Source organism: Streptomyces sp. NPDC051020, assembly GCF_040683105.1.
GTDB lineage: Bacteria > Actinomycetota > Actinomycetes > Streptomycetales > Streptomycetaceae > Streptomyces.
Genome location: NZ_JBFBCG010000018.1, coordinates 40399 through 58693, shown reverse-complemented (window position 1 = coordinate 58693; position 18295 = coordinate 40399). Strand labels below are relative to the sequence as shown.

The window sequence follows — 18295 nt, the reverse complement described above, 5'->3', positions numbered from 1 at the left end:
CGGGACATCCCCTGGGGCCTTCCTTCCGGATCAAGGACCTGGGGCGTGCATCTCCGACGTGATCGCCCACCGTTCGTGGTCCCGCCACGCCCCGTCGATGAAGAGGAAGTCCGGGGAGAGGCCTTCGAGCCGGAATCCGGCCCGGCGCACCAGGGCGATCGAGCCCTTGTTGCCGGGCTGGATGTTCGCTTCCAGGCGGTGCAGGGCGAGCGGGCCGAAGGCGTGCCGCAGGACCAGGTCGAGACCCTCGCTCATCAGGCCGCGCCCAGCCGCATGGGCGAATGCTCCGTATCCCAGCGCGCCGCAGCGGAAGGCGCCGAAGACGATGTTGTTGATGTTGATGAAGCCTGCGATGGGGCCGCTTCCGGCCGCGGTCCCGTTCCCGTCGTCGACGGCTGTGCGTTCGCAGACGAGGAAGCCCGCCTTTGCGGGGTCCTCGATCAGCCGGCCCGCGTAAGCGGCGTACGCACGCGGGTCGTCGGGCGGGAACAGCCACGGGCGGTGCAGGCCGCCGCTCTCCTTGGTCCGGCTGGTGAACTCCTCGCCGTCCGCGGGGGTGAAGGGGCGGATCCCCACGCGCGGGCCTTCGGCCAGGTAGACGTTGTCAGACATCCGGACAGCGTAAGGGCTGTCCCGTAATCCCTGGCGGGCGCACGACGACAACTGCGGCACCTCGCCGCGCTGTCGGAACGCCCGAATACGCCCAGTATGAGAACGCCCCTCCGCCTTGCGATGCACCGCATTTGACGCCGCGCACTGATCCGCCAGGGATTACGGGACAGCCCTTGGACAGCGCGCCGGGCTCACTTGGGACGGCGGCGGAACAGATAGCCGCCGCACACCATGCCGGCCACGAACATCGCGATCAGCACCACGTACAGGGGCAGCGTCACCAGCGGGATCAGCATACGGATGGTGACCTCGCCGGTGTTCTCGGCGATGAAGACGATCGACAGGACCGCGATGACGAGGACAACGATGCGGGACGGTGAGAACGGTCCGACGCCGCCCTTGCCGCCACTCGATACGTCCTTCGGGCTCATGGCCGGGCCCCTTCCCTGGTCCTGATGCGCCACCGCCCCCGACTCCAGGATGCCCCCATCCCGCTCCCGGGGGGGGTGGCGTGCGGCCGTACAGGTGACGGTCCGGTCCGGATCAGTTCACCCGTCCTGTGACCACCGGCAGCTGCAGCACACCGGTGTCCTGCGGGCTGCTGACGACGGTGACCGGTTGGCTGCCACGATTGCCGAAGTACGCGCCGTCACCGGCCGCGATCACGAATTCGATCCCGTGCCCCTCCTCGTACCGGTACACGATGCCCGGCAGCTGTACGGTGAACGACCGGGTGACGTCGGGCACCCGCACCGGCGGGACCCTGTGTTCAGATCAGCGCGGGCACCTCGACCGTGAGCGTGCCCGGACCGCCGTCCTCCGGCGCGTCCAGCACCGCGGGCACACCGAGCGGAATCGTCAGCGCCGTCGGGCCGTGGCCGAAGCCCAGCTCCTCGACGACGGGCACGCCCAGCCCGCCGAGCCGGTCGGCCAGGACTGCACGCACCTCCTCGTACGGTTCGCAGCCCTGCCAGGAGCCGCAGGCGACCCCGGAAACCCCGGACAGCGCCCCGGCCCGCAGCAGTTGAGTGAAGATGCGGTCGAGGCGGTACGGATCCTCCGTCGTGTCCTCGATCATCAGCAGCCCGCCGCGGGCGGACGTCCGGGCCTGCGGGGTGCCGATGTCGGCGGCGAGCAGGCTCACGCAACCGCCGTACGTGATGCCGCTGCCCCGACCGGGCACCAGCACCTCGGCCGTACGAAGGCCGAGGGTCCGTACCGACTCCGGCTCGAACAGGGTGGCCCGCAGCGACTCCTGGGTGTCCGGGTCCTTGAGGAAGGTCTCCGCGGCGACCATCGGGCCGTGCAGCGTCGCGAGCCCCATGCGCAGGGCGAACGCCTCGTGCAGCACGGTGATGTCGCTGTAGCCGACGAACACCTTGGGCCCGGCCGCGCGCATCGCCGCCCAGTCGACCAGGTCGACCATGCGGTGCGCCCCGTATCCGCCGCGGGCGCACAGCACCGCGTCGAAAGACGGGTCGCACCAGGCCTGCTCCAGGTCGCGGGCGCGCGCCTCGTCCGTACCGGCGAGATAGCCCAACTCCGGGTGTACATCGCGGACATGGGGCATCTCGACGGGCTCCAGGCCCCAGCCGCGCAGCACGTCCAGACCCGCCTCGAGGCGGTCGCCCGGCACCGGTCCGCTGGGCGACACGACGGCGACCCTGGCACCCGGTCGCAGGCGGGCGGCGCGGGTCAGGGGAGTCAGCGTCACTTCTTCAGCTCCAGTCGTGGCACGTCGGGGCGGTCGATGCCGAAGGTCTGGGCGTAGAGGGAGAGTTCGGCCTCCAGTGCGGCGATCAGGGTGTCGGCACGCCGGAATCCATGGCTCTCCCCCTCGAACGTCAGATACGCGTGCGGGATGCCGCGCCCTTCGATGGCGGTCAGGAACCGCTCGCACTGGACCGGTGGGCAGATCACGTCGTCCATCCCCTGGAGCAGCAGGAACGGTGTGGTCAGCTCGTCGGAGCGGTTGATCGGCGACCGCGCGCGGTAGCGATCCGGGACCTCGGCGAGCGGGCCGATCAGGGACTCCAGATACTGCGACTCGAAGTCATGGGTCTCGTCGGTGCCCCAGCCGGTCAGGTCGAGGATCGGATAGCTGACGGTGCCGCAGGCGTAGACGTCGGTGCTGGTCAGCGACGCGGCGGTGGTCCAGCCGCCGGCGCTGCCGCCGCGGATGGCGAGCCGGTCCGGGTCGGCCGTGCCCTCGGCTGCCAGCGCCCGGGCGACTGCGGCGCAGTCCTCCACGTCGACGATGCCCCACTGTTCGCGCAGCCGGTTGCGGTAGGCCCTGCCGTAACCGGTGGAGCCGCCGTAGTTGACCTCGGCGACGCCGATGCCGCGCGAGGTGAAGTAGGCGATCTCCAGGTCGAGGACGAGCGCGGCATGGCCGGTGGGGCCACCGTGCGCCCACACGACGTAGGGCGGCAACTCGCCTTCGTGCCCCTCGCGTTCGGGGTTGCGGGGCGGATAGATGTGGGCGTGGATGTCACGGCCTTCGGGCCCGGTGAAGGTGCGGTTCTGCGGTGCGGGGTAGTACGCGGGGTCGACCGCGTCGCGGTGCTGCGCGCCGATGATCCGGGTGCGGCCCGTCGCGGTGTCCAGCTCCACCACCTCGTACGCGCTCTGCGGACTCGCGGCGACGCCGACGACCCGGCTGCCGTGAACGGCGAGCGTCTCGGCCCACGCGGTCCAGGGCCCGGCGGTGTCGGCGAGTTCGCCGGTCTCCGGGTCGAGGATGCCGAGGGTGGTGGTGCCCTGGCCGTGGATGGTGGCGATCAGTCCGTTCTCCAGCGGGCGGAACCAGCTGAGTCCGATCTTCCAGAGCGGCCCGGCGAACTCCTGCTCCCGTGTGCAGAGCGCCACCGCGCCCCGGTGCGGATCGGCGCGGTACAGGTTCCACCAGCCGCTGCGGTCGCTCGCGAAGAGAAGCTGTCCGTCGGTGGTCCATTCGACCTGCGGCACCGATTCCCCGGATCCGCCGCCGAAGCTCCGGGCGCTGCGGAACGTGCCGTCGTCGGTGATGTCGGCGAGCATCACCTCGGTGCCGTCCCACGGCATCCGCGGATGGTCCCAGGCGATCCACGCGACGCGCCGCCCGTCGGGCGACAGCTTCGGCCCGGTCACGAAGCGGTGCCGGCCGTCGGAGAGTTCGCGTACCGCGCCGCGGTCGTCGGCCGCCGATCCGTCCAGTGGTACGGCGGCGATCACCCGGCGCACATCGGTGGGCGCCTCGCCGGTGAACTCCTCCAGGACGCACCACACTTCGCCCCGCTCGCCCCGGTCGAGGCGCAGTTGCGGGTCGACCCAGCGCAGTCCGCCGCCGACGGCCGAGACCGGTGTGAGTGGCCATGGTTCGTCGGGTCCGTCGGGGGCGTACGCGTACAGCCGCTGGTCGGTGAAGTTCACGAAGACGATCAGCGGGCCGGCGTCGGCGCGCGCTCCACCGGCCCAGGGCAGTCCGCCGTACTCGATGACGCGGCTGCGTACGTTCCACGGAACGGGCAGCACGGATTCGGTGGTCCCGTCCGCCCGGCGGCGGACCAGTGCGCGGCGGCCCGCCTCGGCCGGGCGCGGCTCCGTCCACCACATCTCGTCGCCGACCGCGCCGACGTACTCCGGGCGGCCGTCGTGCGAGGCGGCCAGCCGTGCGTCGATTGGCGACGGCCATGTTCCGTAGGCCTCCGTGGACACCATGTTCAATCCCCCCGTGCGGGTCAGGCCGTGCGCAGATAGTGGTCGAGTACGCGGACGCCGAAGTGCAGTGCCTCCACGGGCACGCGTTCGTCGACGCCGTGGAAGAGCGCCTGGTAGTCGAAGCCGACCGGGAGCTTCAGCGGTGAGAAGCCGTAGCCGGTGATGCCGAGCCGGGAGAACTGCTTGGCGTCCGTGCCGCCCGACATGCAGTACGGCACAACATGGCCGTCCGGGTCGAAGCGTTCGACGGCGGCGCGCAGCTTCGCGTACGTCGGTGAGTCGACCGGCGCCTGCAGAGCGACCTCGCGGTGGTGGAACTCCCAGTCGACGCCCGGTCCGGTCAGCCGGTCCAGGGTGGCGTGGAACTCGTCCTCGCCACCGGGCACCGTCCGGCCGTCGATGTAGGCGAGGGCACGGCCGGGGATCACGTTGACCTTGTACCCGGCCTCGAGCATCGTCGGGTTGGAGCTGTTCCTGACGGTCGGCTCGACCAGGGCCGCGGCCGGTCCGAGCTTTCCGAGCAGTTCGTCCACGTCGAACCCGGGGGCGTCGACATCGGCGCGGATGCCGTGCAGGGCGGCGATCTCGGTGAGGGCGGCACGTACGGTCGGGGTGAGCCGTACCGGCCATTCGTGCGTGCCGATCCGGGCGACGGCCGCGGCGAGTGCGGTGACGGCGTTGGCCCTGTTGACCTTTGAGCCGTGCCCGGCCTTGCCGTGGGCGGTGAGCTTCAGCCACCCGGTCCCGCGCTCGCCCGCGGCAATGGGGTAGAGCGACATCCCCGGTCCGGCGTGGAAGGTGAAGGCGCCGGATTCACTGATGCCCTCCGTGCACCCTTCGAAGAGTTCGGGGTGCCGGTCGGCGAGGAAGCCGGAGCCGTCCTCCGCGCTGGCCTCCTCGTCGGCGGTGTACGCGATCACGATGTCCCGGCGGGGCCGGACACCGGCCCGGGCCCAGGCGCGGACGACGGCGAGGACCATCGCGTCCATGTTCTTCATGTCGATGGCGCCGCGGCCCCAGACGACACCGTCGCGGACCTCCCCGGAGAAGGGGTGCACGGTCCAGTCGTCGGCCTCGGCGGGCACGACGTCGAGATGCCCGTGGACGAGGAGCGCGTCGGCGGACGGGTCGGTGCCCTCGATCCTGGCGACCACGTTGGTGCGGCCCGGGGTGCGTTCGAGCAGCTGGGGTGCCAGTCCGGCGGCGGCCAGCCGTTCGGCGACGTACTCGGCCGCCGGGCGCTCCCGGCAATCGCCGCCGCCCCGGTTGGTCGTGTCGATCCGGATCAGTTCGGACGTGAACGTCACGGATTCGTCGAGTGCCAGGCCGTCGACGGAGTCCTGGGGGGTGGTCGCCTCAGCCATACTGTTCCTCCACGGCGGACGACACGATCGTCGTCACCGCCTTGAACGTGCGAATACCTTCGTACATCGTCGCGCTGGTGTAGGCGACGCGCCGCTCGCCACTGGGCACCACGCCGGGAACAACAGTGGCCGCTGTGGCCAGATGCTCGGCGTCGAACTCCAGCTCCACCGTGAACGGGCCGCCCCGCACCGGTTCGACGCGCCCGGCGAGCGAGGTGGCCTCCTTGGCGGCAGCGCGGATATCGGCCGCGGTACGAGCGGGGGTTCGGCACACCGCGGCGTACCGCGACACATAGTCCTTCACCGCGACCTTGCGGGCGGCGGGGGCGTATCCGCCGGCGTCCACGCAGGTCAGGTCGTCGCCCGTGACGAGGACGACGGGCACGCCGTACTCCGCGGCGACATGCGCGTTGAGCAGTCCCTCGCTGGCGCGGACCCCGTTCAGCCAGACGCCGGTGATGGAGTTGGCCAGGTACGTGTGGGCGAGCACGCCCTCCGAACCGGCTCCCGTGTGGTAGCCGACGAAGGCGATCGCGTCGACGTCACCGTGCTGGATGCCCTCCACCATGCTGAGGGACTTGTGCCTCCCGGTGAGCATCTGGACCCGCTCGTCGAGCCGCTCCAGCAGCAGGTTGCGCATGGACCAGTGGGCCTCGTTGATCAGCACCTCGTCGGCGCCCCCGTCGTAGAAGCCGAGGGCTGCCGCGTTCACATCGGAGGTGAACATCGATCGGCAGCGCTCCCACTGCGGCGTCCCGGGCAGCACATCGGCCGGCCAGGTCACGCCCGTGGCGCCTTCCATGTCCGCGCTGATGAGGATCTTCACGGTGTATCGGTCCTCTCGCAAGTGAGCAGGCATGCGTCCCGGCCGCGACAGCGATTGCCGGCCTCGGCCCCGGAGGAACGCCCGACAGGCTCCCGAAGCGGCCGTTCGCGACGGGAGATCTTCATGCGGCAACACCGTACGCGGCGGCGGAGCCCCAGGCCAGAGGTGTTGTCAGCTCCAGAGGTCCAGGCCACTGCCGGGTCAGTCGGACGGCCAGTCGGCGCAGGGGTCCCGGTGCCGGGCCTCCAACGGTCCGGATCCCGTACCCGGGCCCCGGTCGGCGCGCCGTGGCCCGTCCGTGGGGCACGCGGCGGTCCCCCGGGTCACGCCGTGGTGATGAGCCGCCGTCGATGGGACGGGGAACGACGCACCCAGCGTTTCCGGGCCCGGTCGGTAGCGCGCGGCCCGGGGTGCAGTGGCGTGGACATCGGTCGACCGTCCGGGTGAAGACGGCTCACGACTGCACGCCGACCGGCGGATCGGGTGACCTGTCACGAGCTCGTCCTGCGCCCCCGGGGAAGGGGCCGGCCGCTCGGCAGAGTCCTCGTCCTCCCCCACCGTGTGCTCCTGCATCGCCGCACCCGCGCGGCACAGCCCGCACGGTTGACGTACTGAGTGACGCCGGGCGCTGACGGCCGTCATCCCCCCAACGCGCTCGCGAACGCTCCCGGCTTCTGCTCGACTCCACTGCAGGTCGCGTTCGCCGTCGAGGTGTCCTCGTCGGTGCATTTCTGGTCGCGGAAGGTGGCCCACATGGAAAGCGCGCCGACACCGGTCCGCCGGGCGAAAGCGCGCAGGGATGCGGCGTCGGCGAGGGTGAACGTCTCCCCTGCCACGTCGTTGACACCGAGCATCACCGTGATGTGCAGCGACTGCCAGGCCTCGGTGTCCGACAGGCCGAGTACGTCGGTGAGCTGGTCATGGGTGGCTTCGGCGGCCTGTCGCGCGTAGTCGCTCATGTCACCATCGTGGGACGAGCTGTAGTTCATGGCCATGATGTTCACTGCGGAGATGTCGACCTTCTGCCCGGCGGCGTCGCTCAGGAGGCCCGTACCGGTGGGCTGCAGGCCGTCCGGCATCACGGGCAGGGTGTACGTGACATCGAGGTGCCTCCGCTTCTGCAGGAGGCGGAGCGCCTTGTCGCGGAGGGTGATCGACGCCCGGTCGGTGAGTGCGGCGCCCTCGATGTCGAAGTCGGCCTTGGTGGCACCGACGGCGTCGAGCACCTGGGCGTAGGCGTCGGCCAGCTTCTCGGCGCTGTCACACGCGAGCGCCAGCTCGGTGCCCGCGGCCCCGCCGAACGCGACCCGGACGTCCGCGCCGGTCGACGTCAGCCGGGCGACGCGTGAGGTCACCGACGCACTGGTGGCCTCGGCGGTGCCGCCCCAGAGCGGGGTGCAGGTGTCGTCGCCGGCGACGACGAAGGCGAGGTTGTACGTGTCGGGGGAGCCGACGGAGTCGGTGTCGGCCGCGGTCGTGGCGCTGACGTACGGGGTGTAGGCAGTGGTGACGGTGGAGGCCGCGGGGCCGCCGGGGTGAGGGGTCGAGGTTCCGCCCCGGTTCGCCGCCGCCCCCGTCGTACAGGCCGAGCAGGTGAGCCCGAGTGCGACGAGTGCGGCGACGGCGGCGGTCACCCGCTTCGTGCGACGCGGCGCGCCGCCCGGAGAGCGCTTCGGTGACATGCGCATAAAACCAACCGGTCCAAAGCGGCGAAGGGGCGCGGCGTCAGTCCTCATGACCGAGCTGCAAGTCGCGTTCGGTGCGTCCGCCGCCTGCGACCTGGAGGACAGTGGCCACCGGCGGGTACCCCGCCGCGATGACGGTGTACTCGCCGGTCGACAGGTCCACGAAGCGGAACGCCCCGTCGGGCCCGGTTGTCAGGGTGTCGACGACATTGCCCGCCGCGTCCAGGAGCGTGACCCGGGCGTCCTCGACGAGGCGTCCGCCGCTCGCCCGTACGACGCCGCGCAGCACCGCTCCGCCGGCCAGTTCGATGTCCTGCCGGGTCTCCCTGGCCGCTTGCACACTGACCGGCAGCGCGGCGGGCCGGAAGGCGGGGGCGCTGGCGGCGAGGGTGTATTCGCCGGCCACCAACTCCGAGATCACATAGCCGCCTTCACGGCCGCTGCGGGTGGACGCGACGACTTCGCCGCGCACATCGGTGAGCGTGACGGCGGCGTCCCGCACCGGGATCCCGTCGGCCGTGAGGACGGTCCCGGCCAGCCGGCCCGCACCGCCGAGCACCACGTCGAGCTCAACGGGCCGCTCGCCGACGGTGACGCTGACGGCCTGCGGCTGGTGCCCTCCGGCCGCCGCGATGAGGACGTACGAACCGGAGCCGGGCACGCTCAGCGCGTACCGCCCGTCGTCGCCGCTCGCGCCGCGACCGACCTGCTTCCCCTGGATGTCGATCAGGGTGAGGGCGGCGCGTGGGACCTTCGTACCGTCGGGGTGCTGGACGCAGCCGCACACCGGGACGCCCGACAGGTAGACGGGAGGTGGAGGGGCCTGGGTGGTGCGGGCGGCCGGGATGGGGGCGGCGGACTCGGCGGCTGCGGATTCGGGGCTGTGGTGGGACACCAGCGGTTTCTCCTTGAGGAAGAAGGCGATGACGAGGCCGAGTGCGAGCACCGGCACGAGGTAGAGGAAGATCCGCGGCATCGCGTCGGCGTACGCCTGGATGTAGCTGTCGCGGAGGGCCGGCTCCATGGCGTGGACCAGCTGCGGGGTGATCGACTCGGGGTCGGGGAGGTCGGCGCCGGAGGGGAGGCGGACGGCGAGGGCGTCGGCGAGACGGCCCGCGAAGAGCGTTCCGAAGACGGCGGCGCCGACGCTGCCGCCGATCTGCCGGAAGTAGTTGTTCGCGCTGGTGGCGGTACCGAGGTCGGCGGGTGGTACGGAGTTCTGCACGGCAAGGACGAGCACCGGCATGATCAGGCCAATCCCGATACCGAGAACGGCCTGCGCGATGCTGTATTCCAGGCGTGGGGTGTCGGTTTCGAGGCGGGAGAGCAGCCACATGCCGACGACCGAGATCGCACTCCCGACGATCGGGTAGACGCGGTAGCGGCCGGTACGGGAGATCAGCTGGCCGGAGACGACGGACGCGCCGACGATGCCGCCCATCATCGGGAGCATCAGCAGCCCGGATTCGGTGGCGGTGGCGCCGTCGACCATCTGCAGGAACGTCGGCAGATAGCTGGCGGCGCCGAACAGTGCGACGCCGACGACCGCGCCGACGAGCGCGGTCACATTGAAGATCGAGTCGCGGAACAGCCTCAGCGGGATCACCGGTTCGGGCGCGCGGCGCTCAACGACCAGGAAGAGCAGAGCCGTTCCGGCGGCCCCGGCGGCCAGCCCGAGGATGGTGCGCGAGCCCCAGGCGTACTCCGTACCGCCCCAACTGGTCAGCAGCACCACGCAGGTGGAGGCGGCGGCCAGCAGCAGCGCGCCGAGCACATCGAGCCGGGGCCGGACGTCGGGTTTGGGGAGTTTCAGTACGACGGTGATGACGGCCAGTGTGACCAGTCCGAACGGGACGTTGATGTAGAAGCACCAGCGCCAGGAAGCGTGGTCGGTGAAGAACCCGCCGAGCAGCGGTCCGGCGACGGACGCGAGACCGAAGGCGGCGCCGATCAGCCCCATGAAACGGCCGCGCTCGCGGGGCGGTACGACGTCCGCGATGATCGCCTGGACCCCGATCATGAGCCCGCCGCCGCCGATGCCCTGGACGGCACGGAAGGCGATCAGCTCGTCCATGGTCCGGGACCAGCCGGCCAGCGCGGAGCCGACGACGAAGACGACGATGGCGAACTGGAAGACGCTCTTGCGGCCGAAGAGATCGCCGAGCTTGCCGTAGATCGGCAGCCCGATGGTGGAGGCGAGGAGATAGGCGGTGACGGCCCAGGACATCTTCTCCAGGCCGTGCAGCTCACCGACGATCTTCGGCAGTGCGGTGGCGACGATCATCTGGTCGAGCGCCGCGAGGAGCAGGGTGAGCATCAACCCGAGGAAGACCAGCCGGATCCGGCGGGGGCTGATCTCCGCGGCGTCGGGACCCGGTGGCGGCGAGGGCGGAGTCCCCGCACCGGGCAGGGCGGCGGTCCGAGCACCGTGCGGATCCACGGTCGCCGCCTCGACGTCGCCCTCCGCACCGTCCGGCTCGTCCTTCACCAGAGTGATTCCACCCGCCACGTGCCGCTCCCCTCGTCGCATCTGCGCCGCCCATTTCTCGCATTGCGCGACAAGGGAGGGCAAACGCGACGGGGGGCGCTGACGGCGCACTCGGGGGGCTTATCCCCCGGTGGGAGCCACTACGGCGCACAACCGACCGGCCCGGAAAACCACCCGAACCGGTGAGGCCGGTCAGCGATACGTGAGGCTACTTCTCGACCTTCGTCGCGAGGTTCTGCAACAGCTCGTCGTAGATGCGTGCAAGACCCTTGGGCGCGAAGGTCCTCTCGAAGAATCCACCGATGCCGCCCGCGCCGTTCCAGACGGTCGAGACGACGGTCTTGGACCGGCCCTCACCGGCCGGGGTGACGGTCCACGTGGTGACCATCGACGAGTTGCGGTCCTTCTCGACGAGCTGCCCGTCGGTCGGCTCGGTCACGTCGAGCAGGCAGTCGCGGACCCGCTTGCTGGTGGCCTGGAGCTTCCAGTGGACGAGGGTGCCTTCGCCGTCACCGCCCTCGCGGACCTCGTACTCGCTGAAGTGGCCGGGCAGGACCTTGCCCCGGACCTCCTGGTAGTCGGCCAGCGCGTCGAACACCGTCTCCGCGTCCGCCGCGATGATCCGCTCTGTCGTGGCCTCGACCTGCGCCATGGCTGTTCCTCCAGCACTTCGGTTGTTCGGGGGTGTGCTGAGCCAATCACCTCCGGCACGCCGCTCAAAATCCGAGCCGGGACGAAGGGGAAAAACGATCACGGGAACAGGCATTCCATTCTCTTTCCAGTGCTGCCGAGGAGGCGTCCGTGCACGGAGACAATCCGGCCGAGAACACCCGCGAGGCCCGGACGGGCACGCCCTTCGCCGCGGACGCGGTGACCACGCGCACCTTCGACAACGGGCCCGTCCGGCGGCCGCCGCCGGACGGTCCCGGGTCCACCGCGCCGATCCTGCTCTGAGCCTCCGTCACCACCCCGGCAAACGGGTCAACTCTCACTCGATCATGTCCTTCCGTGTCCGAATGCGGGGAGCATGCGGCGGGGGCTGTGCCACACGCAGCCGCATTCCCCCACCACGGGAGGCCATATGACGAATCGTTCAGGAATTCTGATCGCCGTCGGTGCGACGGTCGCCGGTCTGGTGACCGCCGTGCCGTCCCCGGCGGCCGCCACCGACGTCGCACCGCATGCCGCGCAACTCCGCTGGACCCGCTGTGGCACCAAGGCGTATCCGAAACTGCAGTGCTCAAAGGTCAGTACACCGCTCAATCATGACAATCCGTCGGGCCGGCGGATCACGCTCGCCCTGTCCCGGATCCCGCACACCGCGAAGACCTCGCAGGGTCCGCTTTTCGTCAACCCCGGGGGTCCTGGCGGCAGCGGGCTGACCATGGCCGGGTTCGTGGCCTCCTCGCTCCCGAAGGACGTCGCCGCGCAGTACGACGTGATCGGGTTCGACCCGCGTGGGGTCGGGAAGAGCTCCCCGGCGCTGGACTGCGTACCCAAGTACTTCAAGCCGCCGCGGCCCGACTCGGTGCCGCGGACCCTCGCCAAGGAGCGGACCCGCCGCGACCGGGCGCGCAACTTCGCCGCGGAGTGCGGCAGGAAGTACCCCGACCTGCTGCCGTACATGGACACGGTCAGCGCCGCCAAGGACCTCGATGTGATCCGGCAGGCCACCGGCGCCCCGAAGATCAACTACTTCGGGTACTCATACGGTACGTACCTGGGCGCGGTGTACGCGAAGCTGTTCCCGCAGCGGGTGCGGCGGCTGGTGCTCGACTCGAACGTCGACCCGGAAGGCGTCTGGTACCAGGACAACATCGGCCAGAACTACGCGTTCGACGCCCGCCAGAAGGCGTTCGCCGCATGGGTGGCGAAGCACGACGAGACGTACCGGCTCGGCAACAACCCGGCGAGGGTCGAGGCAGCCTGGTACCGGATGCGCGACGCGGTGCGGAAACAGCCCGCGGGCAAGAAAGTCGGCCCGAGCGAGCTGGAGGAGACCTTCCTGCCGGGCGGCTACTACAACGGGTACTGGCCCTATCTGGCCGACGCGTTCGCCGCGTACGTGAACCACAAGGACCAGAACGCGCTCGTCGCCGCGTACGACCGGCTCGGTGCCGTCGACGCGAAGGGCGACAACGGGTACTCGGTGTACCTGGCCGTGCAGTGCCGCGACTCCCGGTGGCCGCTGAGCTGGAACACCTGGCGCAACGACAGCTGGAAGGTGCACGCCAAAGCGCCGTTCTACGCCTGGAGCAACACCTGGTACAACGCGCCGTGCGCCTCCTGGCCGGTGGCGCCGCTGAATCCGGTGCGGGTCTCGAACCACGCGCTCCCGCCGGCGCTCCTCTTCCAGGCCACGGAGGACGCGGCCACACCGTACGCGGGCGGGGTCACCCTGCACCGGCGGCTCCGCGGCTCCAGCCTGGTCGTCGAGCAGGGCGGCGGCAACCACGGTGTCACGCTGAGCGGCAACGCATGCCTGGACACATACCTGGCGGACTATCTCGCCAAGGGCACCGTCCCTCGCGGCGACGGCAGCCTCGGCGACGTGGATGCGGTGTGCGGGACGTCGCCCGACCCGAAGCCGCTGACCGCCGAGGCGGCGAAGTCGGCGACGCGCGCGGGCAGCAAGGGCGGCACGCTGCACGGGCTGCTCGGCTTCCACGGCTGACGGGGCGGGGTCGGGTCCGGCGAAGGGAGCCGGCCCCGGCCGTCCGCTGTTCCGTCCTCAGTCGCCGGGCGCGCCCGGCGACGGCAGTCGGCTGATCGCCCGTTCCGCCGCTCCGGCCAGCCTGGGGTGCGGCAGTGCCGCCTCCAGGACCGGGCGGGCCCGCGCGTCGCCGAGCTGCCCCAGACCCTCCACACAGGCCAGCGCGACGCGCCAGTGCGGCTCGTCCGGCCCCAGCAGCCGCTCCAGCGTGCTGATCAGCGCCGGGACGGACTCGGGGGCCCGCAGGGCGGTGAGCAGACGGACCGGGTGCAGGGCGTACGCGGTGCGCAGGGTGTTCGTCGCGAGCGCGGCGGCGGCACGCGGGGTGCGGGGGTCGCCCAGGCGCACCAGGGCGTGGGCCGCGGAGACGCAGCGCTCCGGGTCGCGGTGGTTGAGCAGCAGGATCAGTGCCTCGAAGGCCCGTCGGTCGCCGCCGCAGCCGAGCCGGAACGCGGCGATCTCACGCGCCCAGAGCGGTCGCTCCCGTTCGACGAGGACCCGGGCCAGTTCCTCGTCGTCGTCGGTGGCGAGCAGTCTGCGGTACGCAGCCGACTCCCCCGCCTCGTCCGCCAGCCGGTCGGTCAACGACCGGAACTCCTCGTCCATGACCCTGAGGGTATCGGTGGCCACGGTGAGTGTGACCCGACGCACAGCGAATCGGGGCTGGCGCGCTCGTTACTCGCCGGTTAATCTCATGTGAGCGGGACACCATCCCCGCCGACTCCAGTGGCCTGGTGACGCAGCCACCCGGAGTGCTTGTCGGTTCGGCAGCTTTGTGAGACGCGACTCCGGGACAGAGTCCGTCGCCCCCTCTCCTGTCCGGGCGTGCCTCCCGCACCCCGGCCAGGAACACCACGACACGCAATTCCCGCACGCCATGCGCTGGTGTGGACCCTTGTGGCCCCAGCCGATCCGTGCGCGCCGTGCGCCCACTCAGTCGTCACTCATCCTCTGGAGTCCCGTGATGGACACCCCTCTCTCCACCATCGCCGTCGTCGGTCTCGGCACCATGGGCATCGGCATCGCCGAGGTCCTGACCCGGGCCGGCCGCGAGGTCATCGGTATCGACGTCAGCGACGCGGCCGCCCGTCAGGCCGTCGCCGCCCTGGAGGCCTCCACCGCCCGCGCCGTGCAGAAGGAGCGGATCACCGAGACGGAGCGCCTGGACGCGCTCGCCCGGTTCCGTACCTTCTGCGACCTGCAGGCCGTGGCAGACGCCCAGCTCGTCATCGAGGTCGTGCCCGAGTCGTACGAGCTCAAGCAGCAGCTCTTCCGCGAACTCGACGCGATCGTCTCCCCCACCACCATCCTGGCGACCGGCACGAACGCCCTGTCGGTGACCCGGCTTGCGGCCGAGTCGCAGCACCCCGAGCGCGTGCTGGGCCTGCACTTCTTCAACCCGGCGCCCGCGATGAAGCTGGTCGAGGTGGTCTCCTCGGTGCTGACCGCGCCGCCGGCCGTCGAGGCGGTCACGGAGCTCGCCCGCGAGCTCGGCAAGGAACCGGTTGCGGTGGGCGACCGGCCGGGTTTCGTCGCCGACGGGCTCCTCTTCGGCTACCTCAACCAGGCCGCCGCGATGTACGAGGCGAACTACGCCTCCCGTGAGGACATCGACGCGGCCATGAAGCTGGGCTGCGGGCTGCCGATGGGCCCCCTCGCCCTGCTCGACCTGATCGGCGTCGACACCGCCCGTACCGTCCTGGAGGCGATGTACTCCGCGTCGCACGACCGGCTGCACGCCCCCGCCCCGATCCTCAAGCAGCTCAGCGAGGCAGGTCTGACCGGCCGCAAGTCGGGCCGCGGCTTCTACACGTACGTGGCGCCGGGCAGCCAGACGGTGGTACCGGACGTGCAGACGCCGCTGGAGAGCGCCGGAGCGGATGCCGGGCGCACGGTCCGGTCGGTGGGCGTCGCGGGCTCCGGGACGATGGCCTCGGGTATAGCGGAGGTCTTCGCGAAGGCCGGTTACGACGTGGTGCTCGCCGCGCGCAGCCAGGAGAAGGCGGACACCGCGAAGGGGAGGATCGCCAAGTCGCTGGAGCGTTCGGTCACCAAGGGGCGGCTGACGGCGGAGGCGCGGGACGAGACCCTGGGCCGGATCACCGCCGCCGGTTCGCTGGACTCGTTCGCCGATGTCGACCTCGCGGTCGAGGCGGTCGCCGAGGATCTGGCGGTCAAGCAGCAATTGTTCGGCACGCTGGACAAGATCTGCAAGCCGGGCGCGGTGCTCGCCACGACCACCTCGTCGCTGCCGGTGGTGGCGTGCGCGCGGGCGACCTCGCGTCCGCAGGACGTCATCGGGATGCACTTCTTCAACCCGGCACCCGCGATGAAGCTGGTCGAGGTGGTCCGTACGGTGCTGACCTCGGACGATGTTCACGCAACCGTCCGTGAGGTGTGCGGGAAGATCCGCAAGCACCCGGTGGACTGCGGGGACCGGGCCGGATTCATCGTGAACGCGCTGCTGTTCCCGTACCTCAACAACGCGATCAAGATGGTCGAGCAGCACTACGCGACCCTCGACGACATCGACGCCGCGATGAAGCTGGGCGGCGGCTACCCGATGGGCCCGTTCGAGCTCCTGGACGTCGTCGGGCTCGATGTCTCGCTCGCCATCGAGAAGGTGCTGCACGGCGAGTTCCGCGACCCGGGCCTGGCCCCGGCGCCGCTGCTGGAGCACCTGGTGGCGGCCGGCTGCCTCGGCCGCAAGACGGGGCGCGGCTTCCGCGAATATGCCCGGCGCTGAGGACCGGCAGGTGCCTGAACGGCGGACCGGTGCTCCGGCCGGGCGTGCATGCCCGGCCGGAGCACCGGCGGCTCCCGGGCCGGGAGCCGGATGGGGAGGGCTGCTCGATCCGCCCGCGCAACCCCCGACGTGGGACGTACGGCCGGGCGGCCCGCCCCCGCAGGCGCGCTCTCCTGCTCCGATGCAGTACGTTCACACCATGTCCCAGCCCGCCAGGTCCCCCCGTGTCTCCGCCGCGCCCGACGCCCCGGAAAGTGCCGCAGGAACGCGCGCCGCCGCCCAGCGGCTCAAAATGCGCCGCGAACTGGCCGCCGCGGCGATGGAGCTCTTCGCCACGAAGGGGTACGAGGCCACGACGGTCGACGAGATCGCGGGCGCCGCAGGTGTCGCCCGGCGGACCTTCTTCCGGCACTTCCGCTCCAAGGAAGAGGCGATCTTCCCCGACCACGACGACACTCTCGTCCGGGCCGAGGCCGTCCTCAATGCCGCCCCCGCGCACGAGCACCCGCTCGACACCGTCTGCCGCGGCATCAAAGAAGTCATGAAGATGTACGCGGCCAAGCCCGCGGTCTCGGTGGCCCGCTACAAGCTGACCCGTGAGGTCCCCACGCTGCGGGAGGCCGAGATCGCCTCGGTGGCCCGTTACGAGCGGCTGTTCACACGCTATCTGCTGGGCCACTTCGACGAGCGCGACCACCATGTCGGCAACGACGACCCGCTGCTGGCGGAGGTCGCGGCGTCGGCCGTCGTCACCGCGCACAACCATGTGCTGCGCCGCTGGCTGCGGGCGGGTGGCCAGGGCGATGTGGAGGCCCAGCTCGACCACGCCTTCGCGATCGTCCGGGACACGTTCGGGACGGGCATCGGGGCCGGGCGCATCGCCGGGGCCGAATCGACGCCGGCGCCCGCCGCTTCGGTGAGCACCGAGGGCGACGTGCTCGTCGCGGTGGCACGGACGGACGCGCCGCTCGACGAAGTGATGCGCACGATCCAGCAGGCGCTCAGGGACCGCTGAGCGGGGGCCTGCCGGCCGGCCGCTCCACCGTCGCCGGACGGGCTCACAGCCGAGCCCGTCCGGCGTTCACGCGTCCGGGTGGAGAAATCCGGTTGCCGCGCCCGTACCGCCGTGTTCCGGTGGGCGGATGACTCATGATCGCGACCTCCTGCTGACTCTCTTCGACCGCGAGTTGCGCGAGCACGCCCGCCCCGACGGGCCCGGCGTCCGCGTCGAGCGCACCGCCGATGTCGTGCGGCAGGCCGGGTCGGCCGACGACTGGAACGGTGTCATCTGGTCGGCCCCCGGTCTGGACGGCCTACGGGCGGATGCGGCCATCGCCGAGCAGGTGGAGCACTTCACGGCGCTCGGCCACGACGAGTTCGAGTGGAAGCTGTACGCGCACGACCGGCCGGCCGACCTGGGGCAGCGGCTGGTGGACGCCGGCTTCGTCGCGGAGCCGCCGGAGACCCTCCTGGTCGCCCGGGTCGCAGACGTCCCGACGGCCGTTGAGCTCCCCGAGGGGGTCACGCTGCGCACGGTATCGGATGCGGGCGGTGTGGAGCTGATGGCCGCGGCCCACGAGCGGGCGTTCGGCTCGGACGGGTCGTGGCTGAGGCACCAGGTGCTGGCGCGGCTGGCCGAGGCCCCGGACAGCTTCTTCGGGGTGCTGGCCATGGCGGGCGACGAGCCGGTGAGCTCGGCCCGGATGGAGCTGTACCCGGGCACCGGCTTTGCGGGGCTCTGGGGCGGCGGGACCGTGGAGCCGTGGCGCGGAAGGGGCATCTACCGGGCGCTGGTCGCCCACCGTGCCCGGATCGCCGCCGAGCGCGGCTTCCGGTATCTGCAGGTCGACGCGACCGACCTGAGCAGGCCGATCCTCCAGCGGCTCGGTTTCCGGGCCCTGTCCACCACCACGCCGTATGTGTACCGGCGCCCGGCCTGACCGGATACGGAGGGACAGAACAACGCGAAACAGACTCGTTGCTGCTCATGCGTGCCCAGCGGATGACAACGGAGAGAAATTGTTGGCACCGAGTGCCTTGCCAGGTGTCACGGAGTGCCATACGTTGAAGGTGTCCGGGCGGCCGGCGTGCAGGAACCTCACGTACGCCGACTGTCCCCGCAAGCCATGTGCTGCGCGCCCGGGCGCCTGCGTCACAGGCAA

The 18295-nt window shown here is 71.1% G+C and carries 15 protein-coding genes and 1 pseudogene; 5 read left to right on the top strand and 11 right to left on the bottom strand.

Annotated features, from left to right (window positions below; all coding sequences use genetic code 11):
• Positions 1 to 30 precede the first annotated feature (30 nt).
• From AB0N06_RS12590 to AB0N06_RS12545, 10 genes and pseudogenes are all read right to left on the bottom strand, one after another.
• Positions 31 to 612 (bottom strand): GNAT family protein, encoded by a 582-nt coding sequence (locus tag AB0N06_RS12590; RefSeq protein ID WP_366134661.1) that lies wholly within the window; start codon positions 610 to 612, stop codon positions 31 to 33.
• A gap of 191 nt (positions 613 to 803) precedes the next feature.
• Entirely contained in the window at positions 804 to 1043 is a 240-nt protein-coding gene (locus AB0N06_RS12585) for a LapA family protein (protein WP_366134660.1), read from the bottom strand.
• A 112-nt stretch (positions 1044 to 1155) separates the two neighbouring features.
• Positions 1156 to 1368 (bottom strand): annotated as a pseudogene (locus tag AB0N06_RS12580) (peptidase S15); the annotation flags it as partial.
• Positions 1369 to 1381: 13 nt separating this feature from the next.
• Positions 1382 to 2326, bottom strand: coding sequence for an LD-carboxypeptidase (locus tag AB0N06_RS12575; protein ID WP_366134659.1), 945 nt, complete (start codon positions 2324 to 2326; stop codon positions 1382 to 1384).
• Positions 2323 to 4311: a prolyl oligopeptidase family serine peptidase gene (locus AB0N06_RS12570; RefSeq protein WP_366134658.1), complete on the bottom strand. Its 1989-nt coding sequence runs from the start codon at positions 4309 to 4311 to the stop codon at positions 2323 to 2325. Before AB0N06_RS12570 ends, AB0N06_RS12575 begins: the two co-directional genes overlap by 4 nt.
• A 20-nt stretch (positions 4312 to 4331) precedes the next feature.
• Positions 4332 to 5675, bottom strand: coding sequence for a M20/M25/M40 family metallo-hydrolase (locus AB0N06_RS12565; RefSeq protein WP_366134657.1), 1344 nt, complete (start codon positions 5673 to 5675; stop codon positions 4332 to 4334).
• Positions 5668 to 6501: a M55 family metallopeptidase gene (locus AB0N06_RS12560; protein WP_366134656.1), complete on the bottom strand. Its 834-nt coding sequence runs from the start codon at positions 6499 to 6501 to the stop codon at positions 5668 to 5670. Before AB0N06_RS12560 ends, AB0N06_RS12565 begins: the two co-directional genes overlap by 8 nt.
• A 638-nt stretch (positions 6502 to 7139) precedes the next feature.
• Positions 7140 to 8183 (bottom strand): chitinase, encoded by a 1044-nt coding sequence (locus AB0N06_RS12555; RefSeq protein WP_366134655.1) that lies wholly within the window; start codon positions 8181 to 8183, stop codon positions 7140 to 7142.
• 43 nt (positions 8184 to 8226) lie between these two features.
• Positions 8227 to 10695, bottom strand: coding sequence for an MFS transporter (locus AB0N06_RS12550; protein ID WP_366134654.1), 2469 nt, complete (start codon positions 10693 to 10695; stop codon positions 8227 to 8229).
• Between the two features lie 187 nt (positions 10696 to 10882).
• Positions 10883 to 11326 carry an SRPBCC family protein gene (locus AB0N06_RS12545; RefSeq protein WP_366134653.1) on the bottom strand — a complete coding sequence of 148 codons (444 nt, stop codon included), beginning with the start codon at positions 11324 to 11326 and terminating at the stop codon, positions 10883 to 10885.
• A gap of 149 nt (positions 11327 to 11475) precedes the next feature.
• Here AB0N06_RS12545 and AB0N06_RS12540 point away from each other — a divergent pair, with 149 nt between their 5' ends.
• Both AB0N06_RS12540 and AB0N06_RS12535 read left to right on the top strand, forming a co-directional pair.
• On the top strand, positions 11476 to 11628 hold the full coding sequence (locus AB0N06_RS12540) for a hypothetical protein (protein ID WP_366134652.1): 153 nt from the start codon (positions 11476 to 11478) through the stop codon (positions 11626 to 11628).
• A 127-nt stretch (positions 11629 to 11755) separates the two neighbouring features.
• The gene (locus AB0N06_RS12535) at positions 11756 to 13348 is read left to right on the top strand and encodes an alpha/beta hydrolase (RefSeq protein ID WP_366134651.1); all 1593 of its coding nucleotides are present in this window, start codon (positions 11756 to 11758) and stop codon (positions 13346 to 13348) included.
• A 57-nt stretch (positions 13349 to 13405) separates the two neighbouring features.
• Here AB0N06_RS12535 and AB0N06_RS12530 read toward each other — a convergent pair whose 3' ends face one another.
• Positions 13406 to 13993, bottom strand: a complete 588-nt coding sequence (locus tag AB0N06_RS12530) for an adenylosuccinate lyase (RefSeq protein WP_366134650.1) — start codon at positions 13991 to 13993, stop codon at positions 13406 to 13408.
• Positions 13994 to 14351: 358 nt separating this feature from the next.
• Here AB0N06_RS12530 and AB0N06_RS12525 point away from each other — a divergent pair, with 358 nt between their 5' ends.
• From AB0N06_RS12525 to AB0N06_RS12515, 3 genes are all read left to right on the top strand, one after another.
• Positions 14352 to 16133: a 3-hydroxybutyryl-CoA dehydrogenase gene (locus AB0N06_RS12525; protein ID WP_366134649.1), complete on the top strand. Its 1782-nt coding sequence runs from the start codon at positions 14352 to 14354 to the stop codon at positions 16131 to 16133.
• A gap of 199 nt (positions 16134 to 16332) precedes the next feature.
• Positions 16333 to 17148, top strand: a complete 816-nt coding sequence (locus tag AB0N06_RS12520; protein ID WP_366134648.1) for a TetR family transcriptional regulator — start codon at positions 16333 to 16335, stop codon at positions 17146 to 17148.
• Positions 17149 to 17275: 127 nt separating this feature from the next.
• Positions 17276 to 18073: a GNAT family N-acetyltransferase gene (locus AB0N06_RS12515; protein WP_366134647.1), complete on the top strand. Its 798-nt coding sequence runs from the start codon at positions 17276 to 17278 to the stop codon at positions 18071 to 18073.
• Positions 18074 to 18295 lie beyond the last annotated feature (222 nt).

Bases quoted from the DNA above. Each gene is read 5' to 3' on its own strand.
- AB0N06_RS12565 (WP_366134657.1), bottom strand. From the start codon at position 5,675: ATGGCTGAGGCGACCACCCCCCAGGACTCCGTCGACGGCCTGGCACTC.
- AB0N06_RS12520 (WP_366134648.1), top strand. From the start codon at position 16,333: ATGTCCCAGCCCGCCAGGTCCCCCCGTGTCTCCGCCGCGCCCGACGCC.
- AB0N06_RS12515 (WP_366134647.1), top strand. From the start codon at position 17,276: ATGACTCATGATCGCGACCTCCTGCTGACTCTCTTCGACCGCGAGTTG.
- AB0N06_RS12545 (WP_366134653.1), bottom strand. From the start codon at position 11,326: ATGGCGCAGGTCGAGGCCACGACAGAGCGGATCATCGCGGCGGACGCG.
- AB0N06_RS12585 (WP_366134660.1), bottom strand. From the start codon at position 1,043: ATGAGCCCGAAGGACGTATCGAGTGGCGGCAAGGGCGGCGTCGGACCG.
- AB0N06_RS12535 (WP_366134651.1), top strand. From the start codon at position 11,756: ATGACGAATCGTTCAGGAATTCTGATCGCCGTCGGTGCGACGGTCGCC.
- AB0N06_RS12530 (WP_366134650.1), bottom strand. From the start codon at position 13,993: ATGGACGAGGAGTTCCGGTCGTTGACCGACCGGCTGGCGGACGAGGCG.
- AB0N06_RS12525 (WP_366134649.1), top strand. From the start codon at position 14,352: ATGGACACCCCTCTCTCCACCATCGCCGTCGTCGGTCTCGGCACCATG.
- AB0N06_RS12590 (WP_366134661.1), bottom strand. From the start codon at position 612: ATGTCTGACAACGTCTACCTGGCCGAAGGCCCGCGCGTGGGGATCCGC.
- AB0N06_RS12570 (WP_366134658.1), bottom strand. From the start codon at position 4,311: ATGGTGTCCACGGAGGCCTACGGAACATGGCCGTCGCCAATCGACGCA.
- AB0N06_RS12555 (WP_366134655.1), bottom strand. From the start codon at position 8,183: ATGTCACCGAAGCGCTCTCCGGGCGGCGCGCCGCGTCGCACGAAGCGG.